Source organism: Bradyrhizobium sp. SZCCHNPS1003, from assembly GCF_032381555.1.
Taxonomy (GTDB): domain Bacteria; phylum Pseudomonadota; class Alphaproteobacteria; order Rhizobiales; family Xanthobacteraceae; genus Bradyrhizobium.
This window is the reverse complement of sequence record NZ_JAUHIU010000002.1, coordinates 183,396-207,694: the sequence shown is the minus strand read 5'-3', so window position 1 is coordinate 207,694 and position 24,299 is coordinate 183,396. Positions and strand designations below refer to the sequence as shown.

The following is a 24,299-nucleotide window of genomic DNA, read 5'->3' as shown; positions in this document are numbered from 1 at the left end:
CGGGCCATGGGGGCGGCAGGCTCCCGACCTTCCCTGCGCCCTCTCGATTGCAGAGGGGCAAAGATCCGCAAAGCTCGGGCCGTTGCAGGGCCGCGAGAATGCGCCATCATGTCTGCTGGAATGGCCTTATCTGTTGTATGACGATGTGCAGTGAAGACGCAACGAATGGGGCCCAAAATGCCGACCGAACGTTTCCAGTTTGAAGGCGCAAGCGGCGAGCAGCTTGCCGCTGCGCTCGACCTGCCCAACGGTTCGCCGCGCGCTTACGCGCTGTTCGCGCATTGCTTCTCCTGCGGCAAGGACACGCATGCGGCGCGGCGCATCGCCATGGCGCTGACGGCGCATGGTATCGCCGTGCTGCGGTTCGACTTCACCGGCCTCGGCTCCAGCGAAGGCGACTTCGCCAACACGACGTTCTCCTCCAACGTCGCCGATCTTGTCCGCGCCGCCAATCATCTGCGCGAGACCCGACAGGCGCCGGCGATCCTGATCGGCCACAGCCTCGGCGGCGCCGCCGTGCTGGCGGCCGCCGGCGACATTCCCGATGCGAAAGCCGTCGTGACGATCGCCGCGCCTTCGGATCCGGGCCATGTCACCAACATGTTCAAGGACGGCCTCGAGGCGATCCGCCGCGACGGCTCGGCCGAGGTCTCGCTCGCGGGGCGCCCGTTCCGGATCAGCAGCTCCTTCCTCGACGACATCGCCGAGCAGCGCCTGCTGGACAAGGTCAAGCATCTGCACAAGGCGCTGCTGGTGATGCACTCGCCTGTCGACGAGACCGTCGGCATCGACAACGCGACCCACATTTTCGTCGCTGCCAAGCATCCGAAGAGCTTCATCTCGCTCGATCACGCCGATCATCTCATCAGCAGCAAGCTAGATGCCGCCTATATCGCCGAGGTGATCGCGAGCTGGGCCGGCCGCTACGTCGCACCGGCGCCGGTCGAGCCGGCGGCCACCGATGGCCCGCGCGACGTCGTCGTGCGCGAGACGCGGGCGAGCAAGCTGCAGCAGAGCATCGCGCTCGGGCCCCACCATCTCACCGCAGACGAGCCGCTCTCCGTCGGCGGCCAGGACTCCGGTCCGGGCCCCTACGACCTTCTGCTCGCGGCGCTCGGCGCCTGCACCTCGATGACGATGCGGCTCTATGCCGACCGCAAATTGCTGCCGCTCGACCTGATCACCGTGACCCTGCGTCACAACAAGATCCATGCGGAGGACTGCGCGGCGTGCGAGACCAAGGTCGGGCTGATCGATCAGCTCGAGCGCGAGATCCACATGGACGGCGCGCTCGATGAGGAGCAGCGCAGGAAGCTGATGGAGATCGCCGACAAGTGCCCGGTGCACCGGACGCTGACGTCGGAGATCCGCATCGTCACGCGCGCGACGGACTGAGCTAACGCGCCGCTTCCGGCTCCATCTTCAGCGGCCGCACGCGCAAGGCGCCGCGCAGGCCTGCGGCCGTGCCGATGAAAATGCCGGTGATGGCAACGAACGATGGCAGCGCCAAAGTGGAGAGTCCCGTGAGCCCCTGCCCGACCGAGCAGCCCAGCGCCATCACGCCGCCGATGCCCATCAGCGCGGCGCCGCCAACCGAGCGCAGCATGTGATTCGGCGAGTGAAAACCTTCGAGCTTGAAGCGGCGCGTGACCAGCGCCGTCACGAGACTCCCCGCCAGCACGCCGGCGACCGTTGCGATGCCGAAGTTCACCGTCGAGCCGGTCGACAGCATCACATATTGCAGGCCGTCGGCGATCGGCGCGACGAAGGTCAGGGACGCCACCGGCACCGGATTGAACTCATCGGCGCCGAGATAGCCGGTCGCAAACCATCCGGCCGCGACCAGCAGGCCGACGACGAGACCGGCGAATATCTGCCCGGCCGCGCGCCGGAACGGCGCATGCGCGAAGGCGAACGCGATCAAGACGCCGCCGAGCGCGAGCGCCGGCAAGAGGCGCGCTGGCGCACCGTGCAGGCCGCCGGCCGACAGCAGCGCAGGAAGCGATGTCGCCGCGGCCGTGGTCTGCGAGGCCTGCATCAGCGCGATGCGCAACGGCGCGATCAGGCCCTTCAACGTCATCTCCGCTGCGATCGCCAGCACCGTCACCACGACGAAGGAGCGCAGATTGCCGCGACCGAGCAGCACCAGCGCGCGCGAGCCGCAACCGTTGGCGAGCACCATGCCGTAGCCGAACAGGACACCGCCCAAGAGCATCAGCGGCACCGAGAAGGTCGGCTGCAGATAGATCGATTTGCCGAGATCGACGACCCCGTTGGCCGCGAGCAGCTGTGTGGCGACGATGGCGATGCCCATCGCCAGGGCGAAAGTTCGCACCAGCCGGCGGTCGCCGTCGGCCCACCAGCCGCGCAGGCTGCTCATCATGCAGAAGCCGCTGAGCAGCCCGACCACGCCATAGATCAGGCCGATCATGAGACCGGCCATCACGGCCAGATTGGCGGCTTCGGGCACGTTCAGGAATCCTTCCGGTTGCGGACAACACGCGCGTTGCGCAGGCAGCGCTTTCGCTTGACGCGCGCAGAATATTTGCCACGATGTCGCACCTAACTAGATGAGAATGCTTGTTCCAACAAGCATCGACGGGAGAGAACGCCGTGATTTCAGAAACGCATCCTCAGGGGTGGCCTACGCATTGCGCATGCATGGAGGCCGCACGGTGAGCGGCGTGGCGACACTTTCCCCCGACGCTCTCGCCCGCGCCTGCGCCGACGCGATGTGGCAGGATGATCGCGCCAGCCAGGGGCTCGGCATGCACATCGTCGAGATCGGCCCCGGACGCGCCACCCTGCAGATGCAAGTGCAGCCTCACATGGTCAACGGCCATGGCATCGCCCATGGCGGCTTCATCTTCACGCTGGCCGATTCCGCCTTCGCATTCGCCTGCAACTCGCACAACGACCGCACCGTGGCCGCACAGGGCAGCATCAGCTTCATCCGCCCCGGCAAGCTCGGCGACGTTCTGCTTGCCCGCGCGCACGAGGTGTCGCGCAGCGGGCGCTCCGGCATCTATGATGTCCGCGTTACGGCAGGCGACACGGTGATCGCCGAATTCCGCGGCCATTCGCGCAGCATCGGCGGCACGCTGGTCCCGGCCGCCGCGAGCTGATCCGCTTCCCTATCGCCCCGCGCCCCCGCCGGAGGACCTGACCATGACATCGACCAAGCTTCAATCGACCGGCAGCTACGTTCCCGAGATGGACGAAACCGAGCGTGCCTCACGCGACGAGATCATGGCGCTGCAGACCCGCCGGCTCGCCTGGTCGCTGAAGCACGCCTACGACAACGTCGCCCATTACCGCCAGGCTTTCGACAAGGCCGGCGTGCATCCGTCGGATTTCCGCGAGCTCGCCGACCTCGGCAAGTTTCCGTTCACGGTGAAGACCGACCTGCGCGACAATTACCCGTTCAACATGTTCGCCGTGCCGCGCGAGCAACTGGTACGGGTGCACGCCTCCTCGGGCACGACCGGCAAGCCGATCGTGGTCGGCTATACCCGCAACGACATCGCGACCTGGTCGGCCGTGATGGCCCGCTCGATCCGCGCCGCCGGCGGCCGGAGCGGCATGATCATCCACAACGCCTACGGCTATGGCCTGTTCACCGGCGGCCTCGGCGTCCATTACGGCGCCGAGCAGCTCGGCTGCACGGTGGTGCCCATCTCCGGCGGCATGACCGAGCGGCAGGTGCAGCTGATCAATGATTTCCGCCCTGACATCATCACCGTGACGCCAAGCTACATGCTGGCAATCCTCGACGAGTTCAAGCGTCAGGGCCTCGATCCGCGGCAGAGCTCGCTCAGGATCGGCATCTTCGGCGCCGAGCCGTGGACCAATGCGATGCGCGCCGAGATCGAGGATGCGTTCGCGATGGACGCCACCGACATCTACGGCCTGTCCGAGGTGATCGGCCCTGGCGTGGCGCAGGAATGCCTGGAGACCAAGGACGGGCTGCACATCTGGGAGGATCATTTCTATCCGGAGATCGTCGATCCCGACACCGGCAAGGTGCTGCCCGACGGCGAGATGGGCGAACTGGTGTTCACCTCGTTGACCAAGGAGGCCTTCCCCGTCATCCGCTATCGCACCCGCGATCTGACCCGACTGCTGCCGGGCACCGCGCGGCCGGGCATGCGACGGATGGAGAAGGTCACGGGCCGCTCCGATGACATGATCATCCTGCGCGGCGTCAACCTGTTCCCGTCACAGATCGAGGAGATCCTGCTGTCGACCGAATGGTGCGGCGGCCATTTCATGCTGGAGCTGACGCGCGAGGGCCGCATGGACGAGCTGACGATCTACGCGGAGTCGCGACCGGAGCATTGGGACGAGACCGGCCTCGGCGCGCACGCCGAGCGCATCTCCATCCACATCAAGAACACCATCGGCCTCACGGCAAAGGTGAAAGTCGTCCCGCCCGACACGCTTGAGCGCTCGGCCGGCAAGGCGAAACGGATCAAGGACAAGCGGCCGGTGGGGTAGCCGTTCAGAGATGAAATCGAGATTGAGCGCCGATGACAGTGAGCTCCCTCGCCCCGCCTGCGGGGAGAGGGTTGGGGTGAGGGGGGCTCTCCACGCACCGAACTCGCGGAGAGTCCGGATTGCATCTAACGATGCAATCCGACCTCTCCCCGCAAGCGGGGCGAGATGCAGCGAGCGAGCCGAGCGAGCGTGCTCACGTCAGCCTCGATCAGCAGTCGAAATTTCGCGGCCACTACCTCACACATGATCGTAGTCCACCACCACGCGCTCCGTCACCGGCCTGGCCTGACACGTGAGCACAAAGCCAGCCTGCAGCTCCCATGGCTCCAGCGAGTAGTTCAGCTCCATCTCCGCTCTCCCCTCCACCAGCTTGGCGCGGCAGGTCGAGCACATGCCGCCCTTGCAGGCGAAGGGCAAGTCCACACCGGCGCGAAGCGCGGCGTCGAGAATGGCCTCGCCGTCGGCGACCGGGACCTCGCGGCGCTTGCCGTCGATGATCAGCGCGGCGATCGCCTTGGGCGGCGCCGTATCAGGCACGACAGCTTTCAGCCGCGGCTTGCCGCCGGCGCCCGAGACGAAGCGCTCGACATGGACGCGCTCGTCAGCGATGCCGAGCGCGCGGCAGGTGGCCGCGATGTCCTCGCTCATGCCGGTGGGGCCGCAGATGAAGATATGATCGATGCTCTCGGCCAGCACCAGCGAACGCAGCAGCACGCGCACCTTCTCGCCGTCGAGCCGGCCGTGCAGGATCGGCAGATCCTGCTCCTCGCCGGAGATGACGTGGAACACCGAGAAGCGGTCGAGGAAGCGATCCTTCAGCTCCTCGAGCTGTTCGCGGAACAGCATGCCTGCGGTGGTGCGGTTGCCGTAGAACAGGAAGAAGCGGCTGTGCGGCTCCCGCGCCAGCACGGCTTTCACGATCGAGAGGATCGGCGTGATCCCGGAGCCGGCGGCAAGGCCGACGTGAGTACGCGCGGCCTCAGGCTGCAGTGCCACGCCAAAACGGCCGGTCGGCGTCATGACGTCGATCTCGTCGCCGCGCCTCAATTCGTCGGTGACGAAGCTGGAGAATGCGCCGCCATCGACACGCTTCACGGCGATCCGGATCTCGTCGTCATCGGGACCGGAGCAGATCGAATAGGAGCGCCGGACCTCCTCGCCGCCGAGCGTGGTCTTGAGCGTGAGGTATTGCCCTGGCGCGAAGCGATAGTCATCGGCAAGCTCGTTCGGAATCGCAAAGGTCAGCGACACCGCATCGGGCGCCTCCCGGCGCAGGTCACGGACGGCGAGACGATGGAAGCGTGGCGTTGTCGACATCGGGTTCATCCTCCCGTCATTGCGAGGCGCGAAGCGACGAAGCAATCCAGGGCTCCGGGCGTGGCCCTGGATTGCCTCGCTTCGCTCGCAATGACGGCTGTGGCATCAGTGGCACTTGAAATAATCGAACGGCTCGCGGCACGATCTGCAGCGCCACAGCGCCTTGCACGAGGTCGAGCCGAACTCGGCGAGTTGCTCGGTGTCGACAGATCCGCATTGCGGACACGCGACCTCGGCCACGCCAAACAGCGCGCGCCGGCCGCTCGACGGCTGCGGCGGCGCGATGCCGTACTCCCGCAGCTTGCGGCGCCCCTCCTCGCTCATCCAGTCCGTGGTCCAGGCCGGCGACAGCACGGTGCGCACGCTGGCCTCGCGGAAGCCGGCTCGCTCCAGCGCCAGCTCGATCTCGAGCGCGATCATGTTCATCGCCGGGCAGCCGGAATAGGTCGGCGTGATCGCGACGTCGACCCGTTCCCCGACCACCTCGACCTCGCGCAGCACGCCGAGATCGTCGATCGTCAGCACCGGGATTTCCGGATCGGCCACGGATGCCGCGGCTTCCCAGGCGCGCTGGCGCAGCTCGGCGGGGCTCAAGTCCGCGACTACCACGACGCACCGGGGAAGCTGCGCTGCATGTATTGCAGCTCGCTGAGGAGATGGCCGAGATGCTCGCTGTGGCGCCCGTCGCGGCCGCCCTGCTGCATCCAGTCGTTCTCCGGCAGCACCAATGTCGCCTCACGCGCGACATGCGAGACGATCGACAGCCATTCCGGCAGCAGCATCGTCGGATCGATCGCGATGCCGGCATCGATCAGGCCGCGCTCCGCATCGTCGACACTGAACATCTCGCCGGTATAGGCCCAGAGGTCATCGATCGCGGCTTGCGCGCGGGCGTGGCTTTCGTCGGTGCCGTCACCGAGCCGGATCACCCATTCGCTGGCATGGCGCAGATGATAGGCGCATTCCTTCTCAGACTTGGCCGCGATCGCCGCCAGGGTCGCATCGGTGGAGCCCATCATGCCCCGCCAATAGAGATCGGCGAACGCCGCGTAGAAGAGCTGGCGCACCATCGTATGCGCGAAGTCACCATTCGGGCGTTCGACCAGCAGCAGGTTACGGTACTGTCTGACGTCGCGGAGATAAGCGAGCTTGTCCTCGTCGTTGTCGCAGCCCTCGACCTTGGCGGCGTAGCCATAGAGCTCGCGCGCCTGGCCGATCAGGTCGAGCGCCATGTTGGACAGCGCCATGTCCTCTTCCAGCATCGGCGCATGGCCGCACCATTCGGAGAGGCGATGGCCGAGGATCAGCGCATCGTCGGCGCGGCGCAAGGTGTAGAGCACCAGCGGCGTTTCGGAGACGGTGATCGAGGGTGCGGTCATGGTTGTGATCCGATCAGCCCGCCACGAACTCCGTCATTGCGGGCGCGGCGAAGCAATCCAGGGATTCATCCGAGCAGGCAGTCTGGATTGCTTCGCTGCGCTCGCAATGACGACGACTGAGATCCTCAGCCGATCACATATGCCCGACTTCCTCGGGCACCTCGTAGAACGTCGGGTGGCGATAGATCTTCGACTCCGCCGGCTCGAACATCATGCCCTTGTCGGCGGGATCGGACGCGGTGATCGCGCTCGACGGCACCACCCAGATCGACAGACCCTCGCCGCGGCGGGTGTAGATGTCGCGCGCGGCCTGCAGCGCCATGGTCGCATCCGGCGCATGCAGCGAGCCGCAATGCTTGTGCGCGAGCCCGTTGCGGCTGCGGATGAAGACCTCCCACAACGGCGTGTTCGGCGTCGCCATTTCGATCTCCCTGCTATTCGGCCGCTTGCGCCATCTGGCGCCGCGCGCGCTTCTCTGCATAGGCCGCGGCGGCCTCGCGCACCCAGACGCCGTCGGCATGCGCCTTGCGGCGCGCCGCCATCCGGTCGCGGTTGCACGGGCCGTTGCCGGCCAGCACCTGCTTGAACTCGTTCCAGTCGATCGGGCCGTGCCGCCAATGGCCCTGCTCGTCCTGCGTCATCTCGGGATCAGGAATGGTGAGCCCAAGATACTGCGCCTGCGGAACGGTGGCATCGATGAACTTCTGGCGCAGCTCGTCATTCGAGAAGCGCTTGATCTTCCACTTCGTCGAGGTGTCGCTGTGCTGGCTGGCCTGGTCGGGCGGGCCGAACATCATCAGCACCGGCCACCACCACCTGTTCAGCGCATCCTGCGCCATCGCCTTCTGCTCGGCGGTGCCGCGGCCGAGCGTCAGCATGATCTCGTAGCCCTGCCGCTGATGGAACGATTCCTCCTTGCAGACGCGGATCATCGCGCGCGCATAGGGACCATAGGAGCAGCGGCACAACGGAATCTGGTTCATGATCGCGGCGCCGTCGACCAGCCAGCCGATCACACCGATATCCGCCCAGGTCAGGGTGGGATAGTTGAAGATCGAGGAGTACTTCGCCTTGCCGGCCAGCATCGCATCGACCAGCTCCTCGCGCGAGGCGCCGAGCGTCTCGGCGGCGGCGTAGAGATACAGCCCATGGCCGCATTCGTCCTGGACCTTGGCGAGCAACGCCGCCTTGCGGCGCAGGCTCGGCGCGCGCGTGATCCAGTTGCCCTCGGGCAGCATGCCGACGATTTCGGAATGGGCGTGTTGAGAGATCTGCCGGATCAGCGTCTTGCGATAGGCCGACGGCATCCAGTCATTGGGCTCGATGCGTTCCTCGGCATCGATGCGGGCCTGAAAGCGCGAGGCGCGTCCAGCGTCCTCGGCGAAGCTGCCCTCCTCGGGCGAATTGAGCGCCTGCGTGTACATGCGGCGGCGTCCTCCCAGGACTTGGTTGCCGCCAATATATAACGATATTTTATCCGTGCAATCGAATTCTGTAATATATCAGGGTGCCTCATGCACGTCGGCGAAACGCCGCTGCAGCGCCGCGCCGGCCTCCGGCAACGGGCCCTGATCGTTGGTCGCATGGGCGTCGAGCCAGCGCTCGGAACCCGGCAGCAGCAACCGATAGATCTCGCCACACAGCGCCCGGGCCTGCCGTCCCGGCCAATTCCCCGGCAGCAACTCGGCCGGCAGCAGCGGATCGCGCAGCACGATGCGCCGGTAGTGGTGGATCAGCAGGATCCGCGCGGTGAAGGCCTGGCCGGCGGAGAGCGCCTCGCCGCGCGCGATGCTGTCCTTGAGCGGCGCAAAGGAGGCGGTGAACTTGCGGTACGCCTCCGCCGTCCGCTCCAGCGCCCAACTCTCGGCCACCAGCCGCCGTGCCATGTCGGAGCCGGCCGACGCCTGCAGGCGGATGGCACCCTCCACAGCGTCAGGGACGGCGATGCTCGCGGGGGCCACGAACACGCCGGGCAGCGGGCTGCCGAAACCGGCATCGCGCAGGGCGGCGCGCGCCTGCTCGCGATCATCGGCGCTGCCGATCAGCAGCAGTTCGAAGCTGCCGTTCCATTCCGCCGGCGGCGAATCGTAGATGTGGCGGGTGGCACCGGCGAAGGTCTGCTCGCCGCGCCGGGTCAGGCGATAGAAGCTGTTGCGGCCTATTCTGGTGCGCTCGAACCAGCCTTCCGCCGTCAGCCGCGACATCGCCGTGCGCACCACGCTGCCGTCGATGGCCAGCCCTTCGAAGAAGGCGAGCAAGGTGCCGAGCCAAACGCTGCCGCCCCGCGGCACGATGGCGTCGCCGAACACGGTGATGATCAGCGCCCCCGTGCGCGACGGCTCGCTCTTGAGCTGATGGACGATCCGGGACAGCGGCTGCGGCATGGCGAAGGCTTTAGCCGGTTTCACCCGATCGCAAAAGAAAAGGCCCGCACGATGCGGGCCTTGCAGGTTGATCGTCTGACGCGCGAGACGCGCTCAGGCGGTCTTGTTGTAGGCCTTGGCCATGTTCTCCTGGGCGAGCTTGGCACCCTCGGTGACGAGCTTGCCGACATACTCGCTGGTCGACTTGGCGCGCGCGACCAGCGCCTCGCCACGGGCACGGGCCAGCTCACCCTGGATCTGAACGGCCTCGCTGATCGACTTGGCGGACGCCAGCCGGTCGATGCCGTCGAAGAAGGCCTCGGTGTCCTGATACAGCGCCTGCTGAATGTTCCGGCTGATCTTGCCGGCCTCGGTCACGCCGTCGAACACAGCGGTCTCGATCGCCGACGTCACCTTCTCGGAGCCAGCGAGGGCCTCCGCAGCGCGCTCCTTGGCGGTCGACGCGGTCTTCTTGACGAACTCCCGCGCGGACTCCGGCACTTCCATCGTCTGCAGGTTCTTGAACGCGTCGGTCACCGGTGCAAAGGCATCCTTGACGGTGTCGAACACGGTATTGGTCTCGGTGGTCATGGCTGTCTCCATCCTCAATGGTTCTGAGCTATGGGCTCACTCCGTCCCTTATGAAACCGGAGTGACTCAGCTATATCATTTCGGATGGTGCGCCGCAACATAAATGTTGCAATGCACCATATTGGGATAAGAGGAAGGCGCTCGCCACCTCAGAGCGCCCCGCGCAAGTCGGGGCGTTCGGGCGACCCTCAGTGCTCGGCAGGGGCGCCGCCGTGCTTCTTGTTGCGGTTCTTCCCCGGCCGAGCCGGCTCGACCGGCTTTGGAGCCGCCTCGTCAGCCTTGGGCGCGGCGTCGACCGGCTGCGACGGCTTCATCGTGTCGAGCATGGCCCGGATTTCGCGCAGCTCTGCCTCGATCGCGACTGTCGGTGACGGATCGGGTGCTTTGGCAGCGTTCAGCGCCTGGTCGAGCAATGCTTTGATCTCGCTCAACTGAGGCGTGACGTCGACGGCGGGTTTTGCCGCCGGTTGCGGAGCCTTGGTTGCGGCAAGAAGCTCGTTGAGCAAGTCCTTGATCCCCTTCAGGTCCGGCGTGACGTCGCGCGGCGGCGCCACGACTGGCGCGGCCGCCTTGGACGCGGAGAGAAGCGAATCCAGCATGCTCTTGATCTCGTTCAACTGCGGAGCGGGATCGGCGAGCGCCTTCGCAGGCACCTGTGTGGAAGCCAGCAGCTCCTTCAACAGCGCCCGCGTCTCCGCCAGCTCGCCCTCGATGGAGGCGAGCCGCTCATTCAAGGCGGTGAGCTGACCACGGCTCGGCACGTTCATGCCGGCGAAGTAGTTTTCCATCAGATCGACCATGGGCTTCTGTCCGTTTCCTGAACCAGTTGCGGGATCATTGGAGGATGGACGGGGCGTCACGCCCATCGGGCGCAGCCGCGTGAAGGCGCTGAAGCTCCTCTGCATCTCACCGACCATCTGCTGCCAGAATGCGATCGGGTCGCCGGATTTGTTCGCCATCGGCACGCTCCTTCAGACCAACACAAGACTCAAACACAACCTCTCATAGCACGCCTTCGTTGCGGTGCGGGAGAACTTGTAGCTTGCTTCTCTCAAGCAACAGACCCATGCCATAGAGGGTTCCAAGGCTTTGAACGAGGGATCAAGTGACTGCAACTGCTCATCAGCTGCCGCAGACTGTGCGCGCCAACGGTATCGACATCTGCTATGAGATCTTCGGCGACCCGGCTGCCCCTCCCCTCGTGTTGATCATGGGCCTCGGCGGGCAGATGATCATCTGGTATGATGAGTTCTGCGAACAGCTCGCAAGCCGCGGCTTCCGCGTGATCCGCTTCGACAACCGCGACATCGGCCAGTCGAGCAAGCTGCATGGCGGTCGCCGGTTGACGCCGTTCGAGCTGATCAAGCTGCGCTTCTTCAACATTCCCGTCTCCGCGCCCTACAAGCTGCTCGACATGGCCAAGGACACGGTCGGCCTGATGGACGCGCTCGACATCAAGTCGGCGCATCTGGTCGGCGCCTCGATGGGCGGCATGATCGCGCAGGAGATCGCGATCTCCTTTCCGCAGCGCGTGCGCTCGCTGACATCGATCATGTCGACGACCGGCAATCCGCGCATCCCGCCGCCGACGCGCGAGGTCGCGATGCTGCTGATGGCGCCGCCGCCGAAGACCAAGGACGAGTACATCAAGCGCTTCCAGAAGACCTGGAAGGCGCTGCGCGTCGGCTCATTTCCCGAGGATGAGGCAAGTGACGTGGCGCTCGCCGAACGCTGCTTCGCGCGCGGCATCAATCCCGCCGGCGTCGGACGTCAGTTGCGCGCGATCCTGGCCTCCGGCAGCCGCAAGCCGCGGCTGCATCTGGTGACGGCGCCGACACTCGTGATCCACGGCAAGGTCGACCCGCTGGTCCATCCCACCGCCGGCAAGGACACCGCGGAGTCGATTCCAAATGCCAAGCTCCTGATGATCGACGGCATGGGCCACGCCACTCCGCGGCCGATGTGGCCGCAGATCATCGACGCGATCGCCGAGCACGCGCACGGCGCGAATGCGCAGGCGGCTTAGGAGAGCCGACGCGCTGCGTCGGCAGGCTTGACGACACCTGTTGTTGTTTGTTGTTGTTTGGCTCGGCCGCAGCCTCTCACTCGGACGTGCAATCTGCCTCGGCCGTTCTTCAACCGAACCGTCGCCGCCGCCATTCGATCAGCTTGGCGCTGACCTCCGCGGGCTGCTCCTGCTGCGTCCAATGGCCGCTGTCGCGGACGAGATGTTTCTCCAGGTCCGGCACCAGCTTCTCCATGCCGTCGGCGGCCGAGGGCGGCAGCACGGCGTCGTTCTCCGCCATGATCATCAGTGCCGGCACCCGCACCGTATGATCGAGCCCTTCCGAGCGCTGCCAGTTCCGCGTCATGTTGCGATACCAGTTGATGCCGCCGGTGAAGCCGGTGCGTGTGAAGGTGTCGACGAACACCTGCTTCTCCGCCTCCGACAGGATCGGCTGCCGCATGTCCTTGGCGGCGTCATAGGCCGCGATCATCTGTGGGAACGCCAGGTTGAGCGATGGCGAGGCTGCGATCCCGCCGGCCGGCGGCTCCGTCGGCGGCGCATCGCTGCGCGGCAGCGGCTTGCGCATGAAGGCATCGAAGGTCTCCGCGACGCGGCTGCCGAAGATGCGATCCGGCTCGCGTGCGGGATCCTGGAACTGCACGATGTACATCATGTCGCCGAACCGCTTACGCACGATGGCAATGGGATTAGCGGGCGCGCGTGGCAGATGCGGCGTGTTGATGCCGACGACGCCGGCGACACGCTGCGGATAGCGCAGCGGCATCTGCCAGACGACGAAGCCGCCCCAGTCGTGACCGACGAAGATCGCCTTGTCGATCTTCAGGTGATCGAGCAGACCGACGAGGTCGGCGGTGAGATGCTCGAGATCATAGGCCTCGACCGGCTCCGGCCGGTCGGTCGCGCCATAGCCGCGCTGATCGGGTGCGATGACGCGGATGCCGGCCTCGGCCAGCGCCTTGATCTGATGCCGCCAGGAAAAGGCCAGTTCCGGCCAGCCGTGACAGAGGATCATCGGCGGCCGGTCGCTGACGGGGCCCGCCTCGTAATAGCCCATGCGAATGCCGTTGGTCGTCGCGAACTGCAGCGCCGGCATCCAAGACGGATCGGTCATGCATCCTCCCCTGAAGCTGTTCAGCCGGCCTTTTTCGACCGGTCTTCGGCGTCGGCGTGGAGCCTGCTCCATGCCGTGACGTCACGCCGCTTCTCTTCGGAGTTCCGCGCAAGCGAAATCCGTGCAGCCGTCGGCCGCGTCAGGCCGACTTCTTGTCGTTCGAGCGGCTGCCGCCGAGGCCCGTCATGGTCAGCATCAGGTCCTGAAACCGTTCGGCCAGGCGGGGATCGAAGGTGAACCAGCTCTGCATGATGGCTTCGGGCGTCAGCTTGTCGATGTTGCTCGTCATCTGGTTCTGCAGCCGGTCCATGACCGCGGCCTGCATCGGACCGACATCGGGAAGTCCGAAAAACTGCCGCGCTTCGAGCGGTGTGCAATCGATCTCGATATTGACTTTCATGTCCGCTCCGCTGTTCGAACCATCCCGACGCCAGCCTCGGGCCGGGCTCCCTTCACCAGGAACGCCGATCCCGGACTCGCGGCAGGGGGTGTCCAGTATCACCGCGCCGCCCCCCTTCTAGCAAGCGGCGCCTTGCTGCAGGTGCGCAATTCCCGGGACATGGTCAATCCGGGAGCCTTCCGCCCATCCCGGACGCCGCCTCCCGCGTGCGCCGCACAGCGGCGGCGGGGGATAACCTTATCGTTTAGGCTTAAACAAACTGCACTTGTGTGCCGCCGCTGAACTCTGGCAACATATTCTGATCGATCTGCCGCGGGTCGTACGGCGCACCGCCAGGCCAGAGCCAACGGGATCAGTTCATTCCGGCGCGGCATCAGACTTGCAAGCATATCGCCCGGCGTCTTGTTGCTTCTTGAAGTTCGTGCAAGAGGCGCTGCAGAAATCACGAACTTCGAAGCAAGGCAGGCCGGACACAATCGCCCCTGCCGAGAAAACAAGCGTCAAACGCGGAGAATTTGAACATATGTCGGGACGCAAATCCCTGCTCATCGCGGCAGCGGTCGCATTCGGCCTCGCCGTCATGCCGGCCTCGGCCCAGACCCTGCGCTACGCCAACCAGGGCACCCTGAAGTCGCTCGATCCCTATACCTTCAAGGAATCGACCACGATTGCGCACCATGCCCACGTCTATGAGGGACTGACCGCGCGCGACAAGGACCTGAAGATCGTCCCCGCGCTGGCCGAGAGCTGGGAAACGCCCGAGCCGACCCGCTGGCGCTTCCATCTGCGCAAGGGCGTCAAGTTCCACAATGGCGAACCCTTCACTGCCGACGACGTGATCTTCTCCGCCGATCGCGTCCGCGCCACCGGCTCCAACTTCCTGTCCAACGTTCCGCCGGACGCAAAATTCATCAAGGTCGACGACTACACGGTCGACGTGAAGCTCGATGCCCCCAATCCCATCCTGATCTCGCAATGGGATACGTGGTACATCATGAGCAAGAAGTGGTGCGAGGACAACAACTCGGTCGCGCCGACGCCGGTGTCGGCAACCACGCCGAGCTACGCCGCGCTGCATGAGAACGGCACCGGCCCCTTCATCATCGAGAGCCATCAGCCCGGTGTGAAGACCGTGTTCAAGGTCAATCCGAACTGGTGGGGCAAGCCCGAGCACAATCTGAAGGAGATCGTGTTCACCACCATCGCCTCCGACGCCACGCGCGTCGCCGCGCTGCTGTCCGGCGAGGTCGACATCATCGAGCCGGTGCCGGTGCAGGATATCGGCCGCGTCGATTCGAGCCCGAACGCCCAGGTCCTGAAGGGACCGGAGCTGCGCACGATCTTTCTCGGCATGGACGAGACGCGCGACGAGCTCTTGTACTCCAACGTCAAGGGCAAGAACCCGTTCAAGGACATCCGCGTCCGCGAGGCCTTCTACAAGGCGATCGACGTCGAGCTGATCAAGACCCGCGTCATGCGCGGCCTGTCGACGCCGTCGGCGCTGATGATCGCGCCGCAGCTCTATGCGCTGTCGAAGGAGTTCACGCGGCCGAAATACGATCCCGACGCGGCCAAGAAGCTGCTGACGGAGGCCGGCTATCCCGACGGCTTCGAGGTCGGCATGGACTGCCCCAACGACCGCTACGTCAACGACGCTGCGATCTGCCAGGCCGTGGTCGGCATGCTGGCGCGCATCGGGGTCAAGGTGAACCTGAATGCGCAGCCCAAGGCGCAGTACTTCGCCAAGGTGCTGAAGCCCGGCGGCTACAACACCTCGTTCTTCCTGCTCGGCTGGACGCCGTCGTCGATGGACGCCCACAACGTGATGCACGACATCATGGGCTGCCGTGACGACGCCAAGGACGCCACCCGCGGCGAAGCCAATCTCGGCAATTACTGCAACAAGGAGTTCGACGCTCTGACCGACAAGGTCCTGGTCGAGACCGATACCGCCAAGCGCGATCAGTTGATCAAGCAGGCCTTCGAGATCGGCATCAAGGATTACGGCTACATCCCGCTGCATCAGCAGGCGGTGGCCTGGGGCGTCTCGAAGAAGGTGAAGATCCCGCTGCGCGCCGACAACGCCGTGCTGCTGTTCCTCGCCACCAAGACCGAGTAGTCCACACGCAACGACTAGTCCCGGAAAGCAGAACTGCTTTTCGGGACTTTTCATTTCCTGCGGCAAGTGCTACGCGCCGCCGCATCTCGAAGGATCTGAAAGGATCAGATGCTCGCCTTCGCGCTTCGCCGAGCAATTCAGGCCATCGGCGTCATGATCGCCGTCGGAATCATCGCGTTCGCCATGTTCCGCTTCGCCGGAGATCCGGTGAGCCAGATCGTGCCGATCGACGCGTCGGCCGCGGAACGGGCCAGCATCCGCCAGTCGCTCGGCCTCGACGATCCCTTCATCGTCCAGTTCGGCCGTTATCTGTTCGACGCGGCGCAGTTCAAGTTCGGCGTCTCCTATCAGTTCCGGCAGCCGGTCTCCGATCTGCTCAAGGAGCGCATGCCGGCGACGCTGGAGCTCGCGATCTGCGCGACGATCCTGGCGCTGTTCTTCGGCATCCTGATGGGCGTGTTCTCGGCGCTGCACCGCGACTCCCTGCTCGCCAAGCTGTTCCAGATGGTATCGCTGATCGGCATCTCCTTGCCGACCTTCCTGATCGGCATCCTCCTGATCTATCTGTTCTCGGTCACGCTGGGCTGGCTGCCGTCGTTCGGCCGCGGCGACACCGTCAGGCTCGGCTGGTGGACATCAGGCCTGTTCACCGTCTCAGGCTGGAAGGCGCTGATCATGCCCTCGATCACGCTCGGCCTGTTCCAGATGACCTTGATCATGCGGCTGGTCCGCGCCGAGATGCTCGAGGTGCTGCGCACCGACTACATCCGCTTCGCCCGCGCCCGTGGGCTGACCACGCGCGCGATTCATTTCGGCCACGCGCTGCGCAACACGCTGGTGCCGGTGATCACCGTGGTCGGCCTGCAGTTCGGCTCGGTGATCGCGTTCTCGATCATCACCGAGCAGGTGTTCCAATGGCCGGGAATGGGCCTGTTGTTCGTGCAGGCGGTGCAGAACGTCGACATTCCGATCATGGCGGCCTACCTGATGATGGTGTCGCTGATCTTCGTCACCATCAATCTCGTGGTTGATATCCTCTACACCGTGGTCGATCCGCGCCTGCGCGCGACCATCAGCCGGCCGGCCTGATCATGAGCGACGCAGCCCTTCCTCATCCCACTCCCGTCGAGACGCCGCGCGCCACCGACGGATGGCTGAAGCGTGCGCTTGCGAGCGACCTGTTCTATTCCTTCCGCCGCTCCAAGCTGACGGTCGCCGCGGCCGTGATCACGCTGTTGTTCTTCCTGCTGGCGATCTTCGCGCCGCTGCTGTCGCCGCAGAACCCGTTCGACCCGGCCCAATTGCAGCTGTTGAACTCGCGGATTTCGCCGCTATGGACCGCCGACGGACAGAGCCCGTTTTTGCTCGGCACCGACGAGCAGGGTCGCGACGTGCTCTCGGCCATCCTCTACGGCCTGCGGATCTCGCTCCTGGTCGGCATTCTCGGCGTCGCCTTTTCCGGCGCGCTTGGCATCGGCCTCGGCCTGATCGCGGGCTATTTCGGCGGCCGGGTCGACACCGTGATCATGCGCATCGCCGACGTCCAGCTCACCTTTCCGCCGATCCTGATCGCTCTGCTGGTCAACGGCATCGCCAAGTCGGTATCCGGCAACCGGCTGGACTGGCTCAGCATGCTGGTCGTGCTCGTGCTGGCGATCGGCCTCTCCTTCTGGGTGCAATATGCGCGCACGGTGCGGAGCTCAGTGCTGGTCGAGAAGAACAAGGACTACGTCGCCGCAGCTCAACTGATCGGCCTGCCCGCGCCGGTCATCATGCTGCGCCACGTGCTGCCCAACACCACCGGTCCCGTGCTGGTGATCGCCACCATCAACCTGGCGCTGGCGATCATCACCGAGGCGACCTTGTCGTTCCTCGGCTCGGGCATGCCCGAAACGATGCCCTCGCTCGGAACCCTGATCCGGATCGGCAACAACTATCTGTTCGCCGGCGAATGGTGGATCGTCGCCTTCCCCGGCATCGCTTTGGCCGGACTGATCCTCGCCATCAACCTGCTCGGCGACTGGCTGCGCGACGCCCTCAACCCGAAACTGCGATGACCCGCGTGATTGCGTCCTTCCGAGGCTTGAGCTCATGACCGCCCCCGTTCTGTCCGTGCGTAACCTGCAGGTCGAGTTCGCGACCCGGCGCGGCACCCTGCGCGCGATCGACGGCGTCTCCTACGACATCGCCAAGGGCGAGGTGCTCGGCGTCGTCGGCGAATCCGGTGCCGGCAAATCCGTCACCGGCCTCGCCGTGATCGGCCTGATCGATCCCCCGGGCCGCATCTCCGGCGGCGAGATCCAGCTCTCCGGCCTGCGGATCGACAACCTGCCGCCGGAGGAGATGCGCAAGGTGCGCGGCAAGCGCATCGGCATGATCTTCCAGGATCCGCTGACCTCGCTCAATCCGCTGTATCGCGTCGGCGACCAGATCATCGAGACCATCAGGACCCACACCAACCTCACCGAGCAGCAGGCGCGCAAGCGCGCCATCGACCTGCTCGCCGAGGTCGGCATATCGGCGCCCGAGAAGCGCATCGACGGCTATCCGCACGAATTCTCCGGCGGCATGCGCCAGCGCGTCGTGATCGCGCTGGCGCTGTGCGCCGAGCCGGAGCTGATCATCGCCGACGAGCCGACCACCGCGCTCGACGTTTCCGTGCAGGCGCAGATCATCTCGCTGATCAAGCGGCTCGGCCGCGACCACGGCACCGCCGTGATGCTGGTGACCCACGACATGGGCGTGATCGCCGAGACCTGCGACCGCGTCGCGGTGATGTATGCCGGCCGCGTCGCCGAGATCGGCCCGGTGCAGGAGGTGATCCAGAACCCGCTGCACCCCTACGCCAAGGGCCTGATGGGTGCGATCCCGACGCTCGCGGGCGAGGAGAAGCGGCTGGTGCAGATCCCAGGCTCGATGCCGCGGCTGTCTGCGATCCCGCCCGGCTGCTCGTTCAATCCGCGCTGCAGCTTCGCCTTCGACCGCTGCCGCGTCGATCGGCCCGAGCCGCTGCGCCAAGGCACGCAGGCGGTCGCCTGTCACCTCTATGATCGCGCGACGGAGACCGCGGCATGACCGATTTCGTCGAGGTCAGGAATCTGCGCCGGGTGTTCGACGTCTCGAAGCCCTGGCTCAACCGCGTGATCGAGCGTCAGCCGCAGGAGTTCCTGAAGGCGGTCGACGGCGTCAGCTTCGGGATCAGGAAGGGCGAGACCTTCGCGCTGGTCGGTGAATCCGGCTCGGGCAAGACCACGGTCGCGCGCATGGTGGTCGGGCTGCTGGCGCCGACGTCGGGCGAGGTCATCATCGACGGCGTGTCGATGAGCGATGCGCGCCAGGCCCAGGTGCGGCGCACGCTGCGCCGCCGCATCCAGATGGTGTTTCAGGATCCTTACGCGAGCCTCAATCCGCGCTTCCGCGTCGATGGCATCATCGCCGAGCCGATCCGCGCCTTTGACATCATCGAGGGTGAGCGCCAGATCAAGGACCGCGTCGGCGAGCTGCTGACCCTGGTCGGCCTGCATCCCGACGACGGCCAGAAGTTTCCGCACGAATTCTCCGGCGGCCAGCGCCAGCGCATCGCCATCGCGCGCGCGCTCGCCTCGGAGGCCGAGTTCATCGTCTGCGACGAGCCGACCTCGGCGCTCGACGTCTCCGTGCAGGCGCAGATCCTCAATCTGATGCGCGACCTGCAGGACAAGTTCGGCCTGACCTATCTGTTCATCAGCCACAATCTCGCGGTCGTGCGCCACATGGCGAGCCGCATCGGCGTGATGTATCTCGGCCGCATCGTCGAGATCGCGGACGGCCGCACGCTGTTCAGCGATCCGCGCATGCCCTACACCAAGATGCTGCTCGGCGCGGTGCCGGACCTGTCGATGTCGGGCCGCCAGCGCATTCCGGTCAAGGGCGAGATCCCGAACCCGATCAACCCGCCTCCGGGCTGCACCTTCAACCCACGCTGTCCCCTTGCATTCGATCTCTGCCGGCAGCAGGCGCCCGAGCTGATCGGCGGCGTTGCCTGCCATGCGGTGAACCAGCCGGCTGCGGCCGCTGTGCCGGCCTGAGTTGTGATGAGCGATGAGGCGAAATTTGAATGGGTCGTCATTGCGAGGAGCGAAGCTTCGCTTTCGCTCGCAATGACGGCGACTCGATAGGATAGGCAAAGCCGGCAATGAGCTTCATCAACCCCGATCCCTTCACGACCCGCCCCGAGATCGACGGCACCTTCGGCGTCGTCACCTCGACGCACTGGCTGGCCACCGCCGTCGGCATGGCGATGCTGGAGCGCGGCGGCAACGCCTTCGATGCCGGCGTCGCGGCGGCCTTCACCCTGCAGGTGGTGGAGCCGCATCTGAACGGTCCCGGCGGCGACGTGCCGATCATCCTGCACGACGTCAGACGCGGACGCACCGAGGTCATCTGCGGCCAGGGCCCGGCGCCATCAGGCGCCACCATCGCGCACTACAAGCGCGAGGGCCTCGACATGATCCCCGGCACCGGCCTGCTCGCGGCCTGCGTGCCCGGCACCTTCGAGTCCTGGATGCTGCTGCTGCGCGACTATGGCACGATGCGGCTGCGCGACGTGCTGGAGCCGGCAATTTCCTACGCGCGCGACGGCTATCCGCTGGTCGAGCGCGTCTCCGCGACGATCCAGACCGTCGAGCAGCTGTTCAAGACGCATTGGCCGACCTCGGCCGCGCTCTATCTGCCCAATGGCGAGGTGCCGAGACCGGGCACGCTGTTCACCAATCCACAGCTCGCGGAAACCTACGCGCGCATCCTGAGTGAAGGCGAAAGCGCGGGTGGTGATCGCGACGCGCAGATCGAGCGCGCGCGCAAGGCCTGGTCGCAGGGCTTCGTCGCCGAGGCGATCGACCGCTTCTGCCGGACGCAGGAAGTGATGGACGTCTCGGGTTCGCGTCACAAGGGCGTGCTGACCGCCGACGACATGGCGCGCTGGCAGCCGACCATCGAGGCGCCGCTCACCTACGAGTACGGCCGCTACACCGTGTGCAAGGCCGGCGTCTGGAGCCAGGGCCCGGTGCTACTGCAGCAGCTCGCACTGCTCAAGGGATTTGCGCTCGACGGCCTCGATCCGACCGGACCCGACTTCATCCATTGGCAGATCGAAGCGGCGAAGCTTGCGTTCGCCGACCGCGAAGCGTTCTACGGCGATCCGAAGTTTGCCGACATCCCGATCGGCATGCTGCTGTCCGATGCCTACAACGACGAGCGGCGCAAGCTGATCACCGACAAGGCCTCGCTCGAGCTGCGTCCCGGCACGCTCGACGGCTACGGCGCCAAGGTGAAGCTGCGCGAGGCCCAAGGCCACCGCGAGGCCGTCGGCGCAATGGGCTCGGGCGAGCCGACCGTCGGCCGCTTCGGCGAGGTGCGCGGCGACACCGTGCATTTCGACATCATCGATTCCCAAGGCAACATGATCTCGGCCACGCCCTCCGGCGGCTGGCTGCAATCATCGCCGGTCATCCCCGAGCTCGGCTTCTGCCTGGGGACGCGCGCGCAGATGTTCTGGCTGGAGGAGGATCATCCGGCCGCGCTGGTGCCGGGCAAGCGTCCGCGCACCACGCTGTCGCCGACCATGGGGCTGCGCGACGGCGAGCCCTACGTCGCCTGGGGCTCGCCCGGCGGCGACCAGCAGGACCAGTGGAACACGCAGTTCTTCCTGCGCCACGTCCATGCCGGCATGAACCTGCAAGAGTCGATCGACGCGCCGGCGTGGCACTCCGAACACTTCCCGATCTCGTTCTGGCCGCGCACCGCGCGCCCCGGCGTGCTCGTGGTCGAGGGCCGCGTGCCCAAGGCGACCGTCGAGGAGCTGCGCCGCCGCGGCCATGTGGTCGAAGTCGGCCCCGACTGGTCGGAGGGCCGCCTCACCGCGGCCTCCCGCGTGGGCCGCCGCCGCCGCGCCGCGGCCAATCCGCGGGGCATGCAGGGTTACGCGGCCGGACGATAAGAGAGCGACGCGACGATGACCTGGTCGATCATTGCCAAGGACGATCTCACCGGCCAGATCGGCATCGCCGTCGCCACCCGCTTCTTCGCCGTCGGCGCGCGCGTGCCCTTCATCGTCGCCGGCCACGGCGGCATCGCCACCCAGGCGCTGGTCAATCCCTATTACGGCATCGACGGCGTCACGCTGCTGCGCGACGGCCGGCATCCGCGCGAGATCGTGCAACTGCTGACATCTGCCGATCCCGGCCGCGAGAGCCGCCAGCTCCACATCCTCGATCGCAACGGCCAGATTGCCGCCCACACCGGCCGCGACTGCATCGACTGGTGCGGCCATCTCGAAGGCCGGGGCTTTTCAATTGCCGGCAACATGCTGGCCGGCCCGCAGGTGCTGAACGAGACCGCAAACGCCTTTCTCGCCAGCCACGCCCTGCCCTTCGCGGAGCGTCTGATCGCCGCCATGAAGGCCGGTGAGGCCGCCGGCGGTGACAAGCGCGGCAAACAGTCGGCCGCCCTTCTGGTCCACGGCAAGGAGGAATGGTCCGAGCTCGATCTGCGTGTCGATGATCACCCCGATCCGCTGGCTGAGCTCGAACGACTGGAGAGCGTCAGCCGCAAGCATTGGGCCGTGTTCCGGCAGTTCATGCCGACGCGCGACAATCCTGCAGGGATCACGGATCGCGCCACGATTGATGCCGGCATCGCCGCCGCGCTCGCGAACCAGACATGACCAAGCCGGAAGCATGGCACGTGATCGGGGTTGGTATTGATAGTGCAACAACGCAGGCTGCATTCGCGTGAGGGACATCGGATGATGAGGAACTGGTGCTTGGCCGCGGTCGCGGCCGTTGTCGTGGCCTCTTGGGGGCCGGTCGCGCAGGCGCAGACCACCTTGCGCATCGGCCTTGCCGAGGACCCCGACGTTCTCGATCCGACCATGGCCCGCACCTATGTCGGCCGCATCGTCTTCGCCGCGACCTGCGATAAGCTGTTCGACATCGACGAGAAGCTGAACATCGTGCCACAGCTCGCGCTGTCGCAGGAGACCTCGGCCGACGGCAAGGAGGTCATCATCAAGCTGCGGCCCGGCGTGAAATTCCACGACGGCGAGCCGTTCGACGCTGAGGCCGCGAAATTCTCGCTCGACCGCCACCTCACCTTCCCCGGCTCGTTCCGCAAGCCCGAGCTGGCGTCGCTCGATCATGTCGACGTCGTCGATCCCCTGACAATCAAGCTCGTCCTGAAGGCGCCATTCTCGCCGCTGATCGCCCAGCTCACCGACCGCGCCGGCATGATGGTGTCGCCGAAGGCGGCCAAGGAGGCCGGCGACAAGTTCGGCCTGCGCCCGGTCTGTGCCGGTCCCTACAAATTCGTCGAGCGCGTCCAGCAGGACAAGATCGTGTTCGAGAAGTTCGCCGACTACTGGAACAAGGACAACGTCTTCATCGACAGGATCGTCTACCAGCCGATCGTCGACGCCACGGTGCGGCTGGCGAACCTGAAATCCGGCGCGCTCGACCTGATCGAGCGCGTGCTCGCCACCGACATCAAGGACGTGCGCGCCGATTCCAGGCTCGCGCTGTCGACCGCGATCGAGCTCGGCTATCAGGGCATCACGCTCAACATCGGCAAGGACAAGGCCAAGGGTCCGCTCAGCCAGTCCGCCAAGGTGCGGCAGGCGCTGGATCTCGCGATCGATCGCGAGGCGCTCAACCAAGTCGTCTTCAACGGCGAGTTCATGCCGGGTAACCAGTGGGTCAATCCCTCGCATCCCTACTATCAGAAGGCCTTCCCGGTCCGTGCTCGCGATGTCGAGAAGGCCAAGGCGCTGCTGAAGGAGGCCGGCGTCACGCCGCCGGTCGCGGTCGATTTCATGGTGCCGAAGGGCGCCGAGACCGAGGCCGCCGCCCAGGTCGTGCAGTCGATGGCTGCCGAGGCCGGCTTTGACCTGAAGATCCGGGTCACCGAGTTGGCGACCTCGCTGAAGCAGGCCGAGGCCGGCGACTATCAGGCCTTCATGCTGTCATGGAGCGGCCGCATCGATCCCGACGGCAACAGTTACGTGTTCCTGCACCGCAACGCGCCGCAGAACTACAGCGTCTGGGCCAACGCCGAGGCCGACAAGGCGCTCAGCGACGCGCGGCTCGTGACCGACATGGCCCAGCGCAAGGCGCTCTACGAGAAGCTGACGAAGCTCGAGATCGAGGACGAGCCGATCCTCTACCTCTATCACCGCCGTATCCTGATCGCGCACACCAAAAAGCTCGAAGGCTACAAGCAGATGCCCGACGGCCTGGTGCGCGTGGTCGGGCTGAAGCTGAAATGAGCGGTCAGGTGGCCTCTGTTCGCCGGGACGCGCAGCCGACGCGGCGAACTCCCTCTGCTCCCTCCCCCCTTGTGGGGGAGGGCTGGGGTGGGGAGTGCCACGAACTCCGACCTTCCTTGGGGCACCCCCCTCCCTGTCCCTCCCCTACAAGGGGGGAAGGAACGCTAGAGGCACGACCTGCCTCCGATCCCCGG

At 65.9% G+C, this 24,299-nt stretch carries 23 protein-coding genes; 12 read left to right on the top strand and 11 right to left on the bottom strand.

The window, feature by feature from the left end; genetic code table 11:
- Positions 1 to 177 precede the first annotated feature (177 nt).
- Entirely contained in the window at positions 178 to 1,395 is a 1,218-nt protein-coding gene (locus tag QX126_RS04690; RefSeq protein WP_315779583.1) for a bifunctional alpha/beta hydrolase/OsmC family protein, read from the top strand.
- A 1-nt stretch (position 1,396) separates the two neighbouring features.
- On the opposite strand, the gene QX126_RS04685 is transcribed toward QX126_RS04690, so the two are convergent.
- Entirely contained in the window at positions 1,397 to 2,443 is a 1,047-nt protein-coding gene (locus tag QX126_RS04685; protein WP_315779865.1) for a YeeE/YedE family protein, read from the bottom strand.
- A 214-nt stretch (positions 2,444 to 2,657) separates the two neighbouring features.
- On the opposite strand from QX126_RS04685, the gene paaI reads away from it, so the two are divergent.
- Complete coding sequence (gene paaI, locus QX126_RS04680; protein ID WP_409998887.1) at positions 2,658 to 3,125, top strand: hydroxyphenylacetyl-CoA thioesterase PaaI; 468 nt, start codon at positions 2,658 to 2,660, stop codon at positions 3,123 to 3,125.
- Between the two features lie 43 nt (positions 3,126 to 3,168).
- Positions 3,169 to 4,497: a phenylacetate--CoA ligase PaaK gene (gene paaK / locus QX126_RS04675; RefSeq protein WP_315737213.1), complete on the top strand. Its 1,329-nt coding sequence runs from the start codon at positions 3,169 to 3,171 to the stop codon at positions 4,495 to 4,497.
- Between the two features lie 237 nt (positions 4,498 to 4,734).
- Here the strand turns inward: paaK and paaE are convergent, their stop codons facing one another.
- The 8 genes from paaE to QX126_RS04635 all read right to left on the bottom strand — a co-directional run bounded on the left by paaE (position 4,735) and on the right by QX126_RS04635 (position 11,106).
- Complete coding sequence (gene paaE, locus QX126_RS04670) at positions 4,735 to 5,814, bottom strand: 1,2-phenylacetyl-CoA epoxidase subunit PaaE (RefSeq protein WP_315779581.1); 1,080 nt, start codon at positions 5,812 to 5,814, stop codon at positions 4,735 to 4,737.
- A 105-nt stretch (positions 5,815 to 5,919) separates the two neighbouring features.
- Positions 5,920 to 6,423, bottom strand: coding sequence for a 1,2-phenylacetyl-CoA epoxidase subunit PaaD (gene paaD / locus QX126_RS04665; RefSeq protein WP_315779579.1), 504 nt, complete (start codon positions 6,421 to 6,423; stop codon positions 5,920 to 5,922).
- A complete protein-coding gene (gene paaC, locus QX126_RS04660) occupies positions 6,417 to 7,193 on the bottom strand; it encodes a 1,2-phenylacetyl-CoA epoxidase subunit PaaC (RefSeq protein WP_315779577.1) in 777 nt (258 codons plus the stop codon). The genes paaD and paaC overlap by 7 nt, the downstream gene beginning before the upstream one ends.
- Positions 7,194 to 7,326: 133 nt before the next feature.
- Positions 7,327 to 7,614 (bottom strand): 1,2-phenylacetyl-CoA epoxidase subunit PaaB, encoded by a 288-nt coding sequence (gene paaB, locus QX126_RS04655; RefSeq protein WP_315737209.1) that lies wholly within the window; start codon positions 7,612 to 7,614, stop codon positions 7,327 to 7,329.
- 13 nt (positions 7,615 to 7,627) lie between these two features.
- The gene (gene paaA / locus QX126_RS04650; protein ID WP_315779575.1) at positions 7,628 to 8,617 is read right to left on the bottom strand and encodes a 1,2-phenylacetyl-CoA epoxidase subunit PaaA; all 990 of its coding nucleotides are present in this window, start codon (positions 8,615 to 8,617) and stop codon (positions 7,628 to 7,630) included.
- 78 nt (positions 8,618 to 8,695) lie between these two features.
- Entirely contained in the window at positions 8,696 to 9,577 is an 882-nt protein-coding gene (paaX, locus tag QX126_RS04645; RefSeq protein WP_315779573.1) for a phenylacetic acid degradation operon negative regulatory protein PaaX, read from the bottom strand.
- A 93-nt stretch (positions 9,578 to 9,670) separates the two neighbouring features.
- A complete protein-coding gene (locus QX126_RS04640) occupies positions 9,671 to 10,147 on the bottom strand; it encodes a phasin (RefSeq protein ID WP_315715766.1) in 477 nt (158 codons plus the stop codon).
- Positions 10,148 to 10,335: 188 nt separating this feature from the next.
- Positions 10,336 to 11,106 (bottom strand): hypothetical protein, encoded by a 771-nt coding sequence (locus QX126_RS04635; protein WP_315779571.1) that lies wholly within the window; start codon positions 11,104 to 11,106, stop codon positions 10,336 to 10,338.
- A 146-nt stretch (positions 11,107 to 11,252) separates the two neighbouring features.
- On the opposite strand from QX126_RS04635, the gene QX126_RS04630 reads away from it, so the two are divergent.
- A complete protein-coding gene (locus QX126_RS04630) occupies positions 11,253 to 12,173 on the top strand; it encodes an alpha/beta hydrolase (protein WP_315779569.1) in 921 nt (306 codons plus the stop codon).
- Between the two features lie 109 nt (positions 12,174 to 12,282).
- Here the strand turns inward: QX126_RS04630 and QX126_RS04625 are convergent, their stop codons facing one another.
- Positions 12,283 to 13,287, bottom strand: a complete 1,005-nt coding sequence (locus QX126_RS04625) for an alpha/beta hydrolase (protein WP_315779567.1) — start codon at positions 13,285 to 13,287, stop codon at positions 12,283 to 12,285.
- A 139-nt stretch (positions 13,288 to 13,426) separates the two neighbouring features.
- Positions 13,427 to 13,687: a DUF6489 family protein gene (locus QX126_RS04620; RefSeq protein WP_315715763.1), complete on the bottom strand. Its 261-nt coding sequence runs from the start codon at positions 13,685 to 13,687 to the stop codon at positions 13,427 to 13,429.
- Positions 13,688 to 14,210: 523 nt separating this feature from the next.
- Here QX126_RS04620 and QX126_RS04615 point away from each other — a divergent pair.
- The 8 genes from QX126_RS04615 (at position 14,211) to QX126_RS04580 (ending at position 24,105) form a co-directional block, all read left to right on the top strand.
- A complete protein-coding gene (locus QX126_RS04615) occupies positions 14,211 to 15,806 on the top strand; it encodes an ABC transporter substrate-binding protein (RefSeq protein ID WP_315779565.1) in 1,596 nt (531 codons plus the stop codon).
- 108 nt (positions 15,807 to 15,914) lie between these two features.
- Positions 15,915 to 16,895 carry an ABC transporter permease gene (locus tag QX126_RS04610; RefSeq protein ID WP_315737202.1) on the top strand — a complete coding sequence of 327 codons (981 nt, stop codon included), beginning with the start codon at positions 15,915 to 15,917 and terminating at the stop codon, positions 16,893 to 16,895.
- Between the two features lie 2 nt (positions 16,896 to 16,897).
- Positions 16,898 to 17,863 carry an ABC transporter permease gene (locus QX126_RS04605; RefSeq protein WP_315737201.1) on the top strand — a complete coding sequence of 322 codons (966 nt, stop codon included), beginning with the start codon at positions 16,898 to 16,900 and terminating at the stop codon, positions 17,861 to 17,863.
- A gap of 34 nt (positions 17,864 to 17,897) precedes the next feature.
- Positions 17,898 to 18,881, top strand: coding sequence for an ABC transporter ATP-binding protein (locus QX126_RS04600; protein WP_315779563.1), 984 nt, complete (start codon positions 17,898 to 17,900; stop codon positions 18,879 to 18,881).
- A complete protein-coding gene (locus tag QX126_RS04595; RefSeq protein ID WP_315779561.1) occupies positions 18,878 to 19,873 on the top strand; it encodes an oligopeptide/dipeptide ABC transporter ATP-binding protein in 996 nt (331 codons plus the stop codon). The genes QX126_RS04600 and QX126_RS04595 overlap by 4 nt, the downstream gene beginning before the upstream one ends.
- Before the next feature lie 107 nt (positions 19,874 to 19,980).
- Complete coding sequence (locus tag QX126_RS04590; RefSeq protein WP_315779559.1) at positions 19,981 to 21,783, top strand: gamma-glutamyltransferase family protein; 1,803 nt, start codon at positions 19,981 to 19,983, stop codon at positions 21,781 to 21,783.
- 15 nt (positions 21,784 to 21,798) lie between these two features.
- Positions 21,799 to 22,509 (top strand): DUF1028 domain-containing protein, encoded by a 711-nt coding sequence (locus QX126_RS04585; RefSeq protein ID WP_315776421.1) that lies wholly within the window; start codon positions 21,799 to 21,801, stop codon positions 22,507 to 22,509.
- An 84-nt stretch (positions 22,510 to 22,593) separates the two neighbouring features.
- A complete protein-coding gene (locus tag QX126_RS04580) occupies positions 22,594 to 24,105 on the top strand; it encodes an ABC transporter substrate-binding protein (protein WP_315779557.1) in 1,512 nt (503 codons plus the stop codon).
- The last annotated feature ends 194 nt before the right edge of the window (positions 24,106 to 24,299 follow it).

Coding starts and splice junctions, on each gene's coding strand:
- QX126_RS04690 (WP_315779583.1), top strand. CDS start 178: ATGCCGACCGAACGTTTCCAGTTTGAAGGCGCAAGCGGCGAGCAGCTT.
- QX126_RS04685 (WP_315779865.1), bottom strand. CDS start 2,443: ATGGCCGGTCTCATGATCGGCCTGATCTATGGCGTGGTCGGGCTGCTC.
- paaI (WP_409998887.1), top strand. CDS start 2,658: ATGCATGGAGGCCGCACGGTGAGCGGCGTGGCGACACTTTCCCCCGAC.
- paaK (WP_315737213.1), top strand. CDS start 3,169: ATGACATCGACCAAGCTTCAATCGACCGGCAGCTACGTTCCCGAGATG.
- paaE (WP_315779581.1), bottom strand. CDS start 5,814: ATGTCGACAACGCCACGCTTCCATCGTCTCGCCGTCCGTGACCTGCGC.
- paaC (WP_315779577.1), bottom strand. CDS start 7,193: ATGACCGCACCCTCGATCACCGTCTCCGAAACGCCGCTGGTGCTCTAC.
- paaB (WP_315737209.1), bottom strand. CDS start 7,614: ATGGCGACGCCGAACACGCCGTTGTGGGAGGTCTTCATCCGCAGCCGC.
- paaA (WP_315779575.1), bottom strand. CDS start 8,617: ATGTACACGCAGGCGCTCAATTCGCCCGAGGAGGGCAGCTTCGCCGAG.
- paaX (WP_315779573.1), bottom strand. CDS start 9,577: ATGCCGCAGCCGCTGTCCCGGATCGTCCATCAGCTCAAGAGCGAGCCG.
- QX126_RS04640 (WP_315715766.1), bottom strand. CDS start 10,147: ATGACCACCGAGACCAATACCGTGTTCGACACCGTCAAGGATGCCTTT.
- QX126_RS04635 (WP_315779571.1), bottom strand. CDS start 11,106: ATGGCGAACAAATCCGGCGACCCGATCGCATTCTGGCAGCAGATGGTC.
- QX126_RS04625 (WP_315779567.1), bottom strand. CDS start 13,287: ATGACCGATCCGTCTTGGATGCCGGCGCTGCAGTTCGCGACGACCAAC.
- QX126_RS04620 (WP_315715763.1), bottom strand. CDS start 13,687: ATGAAAGTCAATATCGAGATCGATTGCACACCGCTCGAAGCGCGGCAG.
- QX126_RS04615 (WP_315779565.1), top strand. CDS start 14,211: ATGTCGGGACGCAAATCCCTGCTCATCGCGGCAGCGGTCGCATTCGGC.
- QX126_RS04610 (WP_315737202.1), top strand. CDS start 15,915: ATGCTCGCCTTCGCGCTTCGCCGAGCAATTCAGGCCATCGGCGTCATG.
- QX126_RS04605 (WP_315737201.1), top strand. CDS start 16,898: ATGAGCGACGCAGCCCTTCCTCATCCCACTCCCGTCGAGACGCCGCGC.
- QX126_RS04600 (WP_315779563.1), top strand. CDS start 17,898: ATGACCGCCCCCGTTCTGTCCGTGCGTAACCTGCAGGTCGAGTTCGCG.
- QX126_RS04595 (WP_315779561.1), top strand. CDS start 18,878: ATGACCGATTTCGTCGAGGTCAGGAATCTGCGCCGGGTGTTCGACGTC.
- QX126_RS04590 (WP_315779559.1), top strand. CDS start 19,981: ATGAGCTTCATCAACCCCGATCCCTTCACGACCCGCCCCGAGATCGAC.
- QX126_RS04585 (WP_315776421.1), top strand. CDS start 21,799: ATGACCTGGTCGATCATTGCCAAGGACGATCTCACCGGCCAGATCGGC.
- QX126_RS04580 (WP_315779557.1), top strand. CDS start 22,594: ATGAGGAACTGGTGCTTGGCCGCGGTCGCGGCCGTTGTCGTGGCCTCT.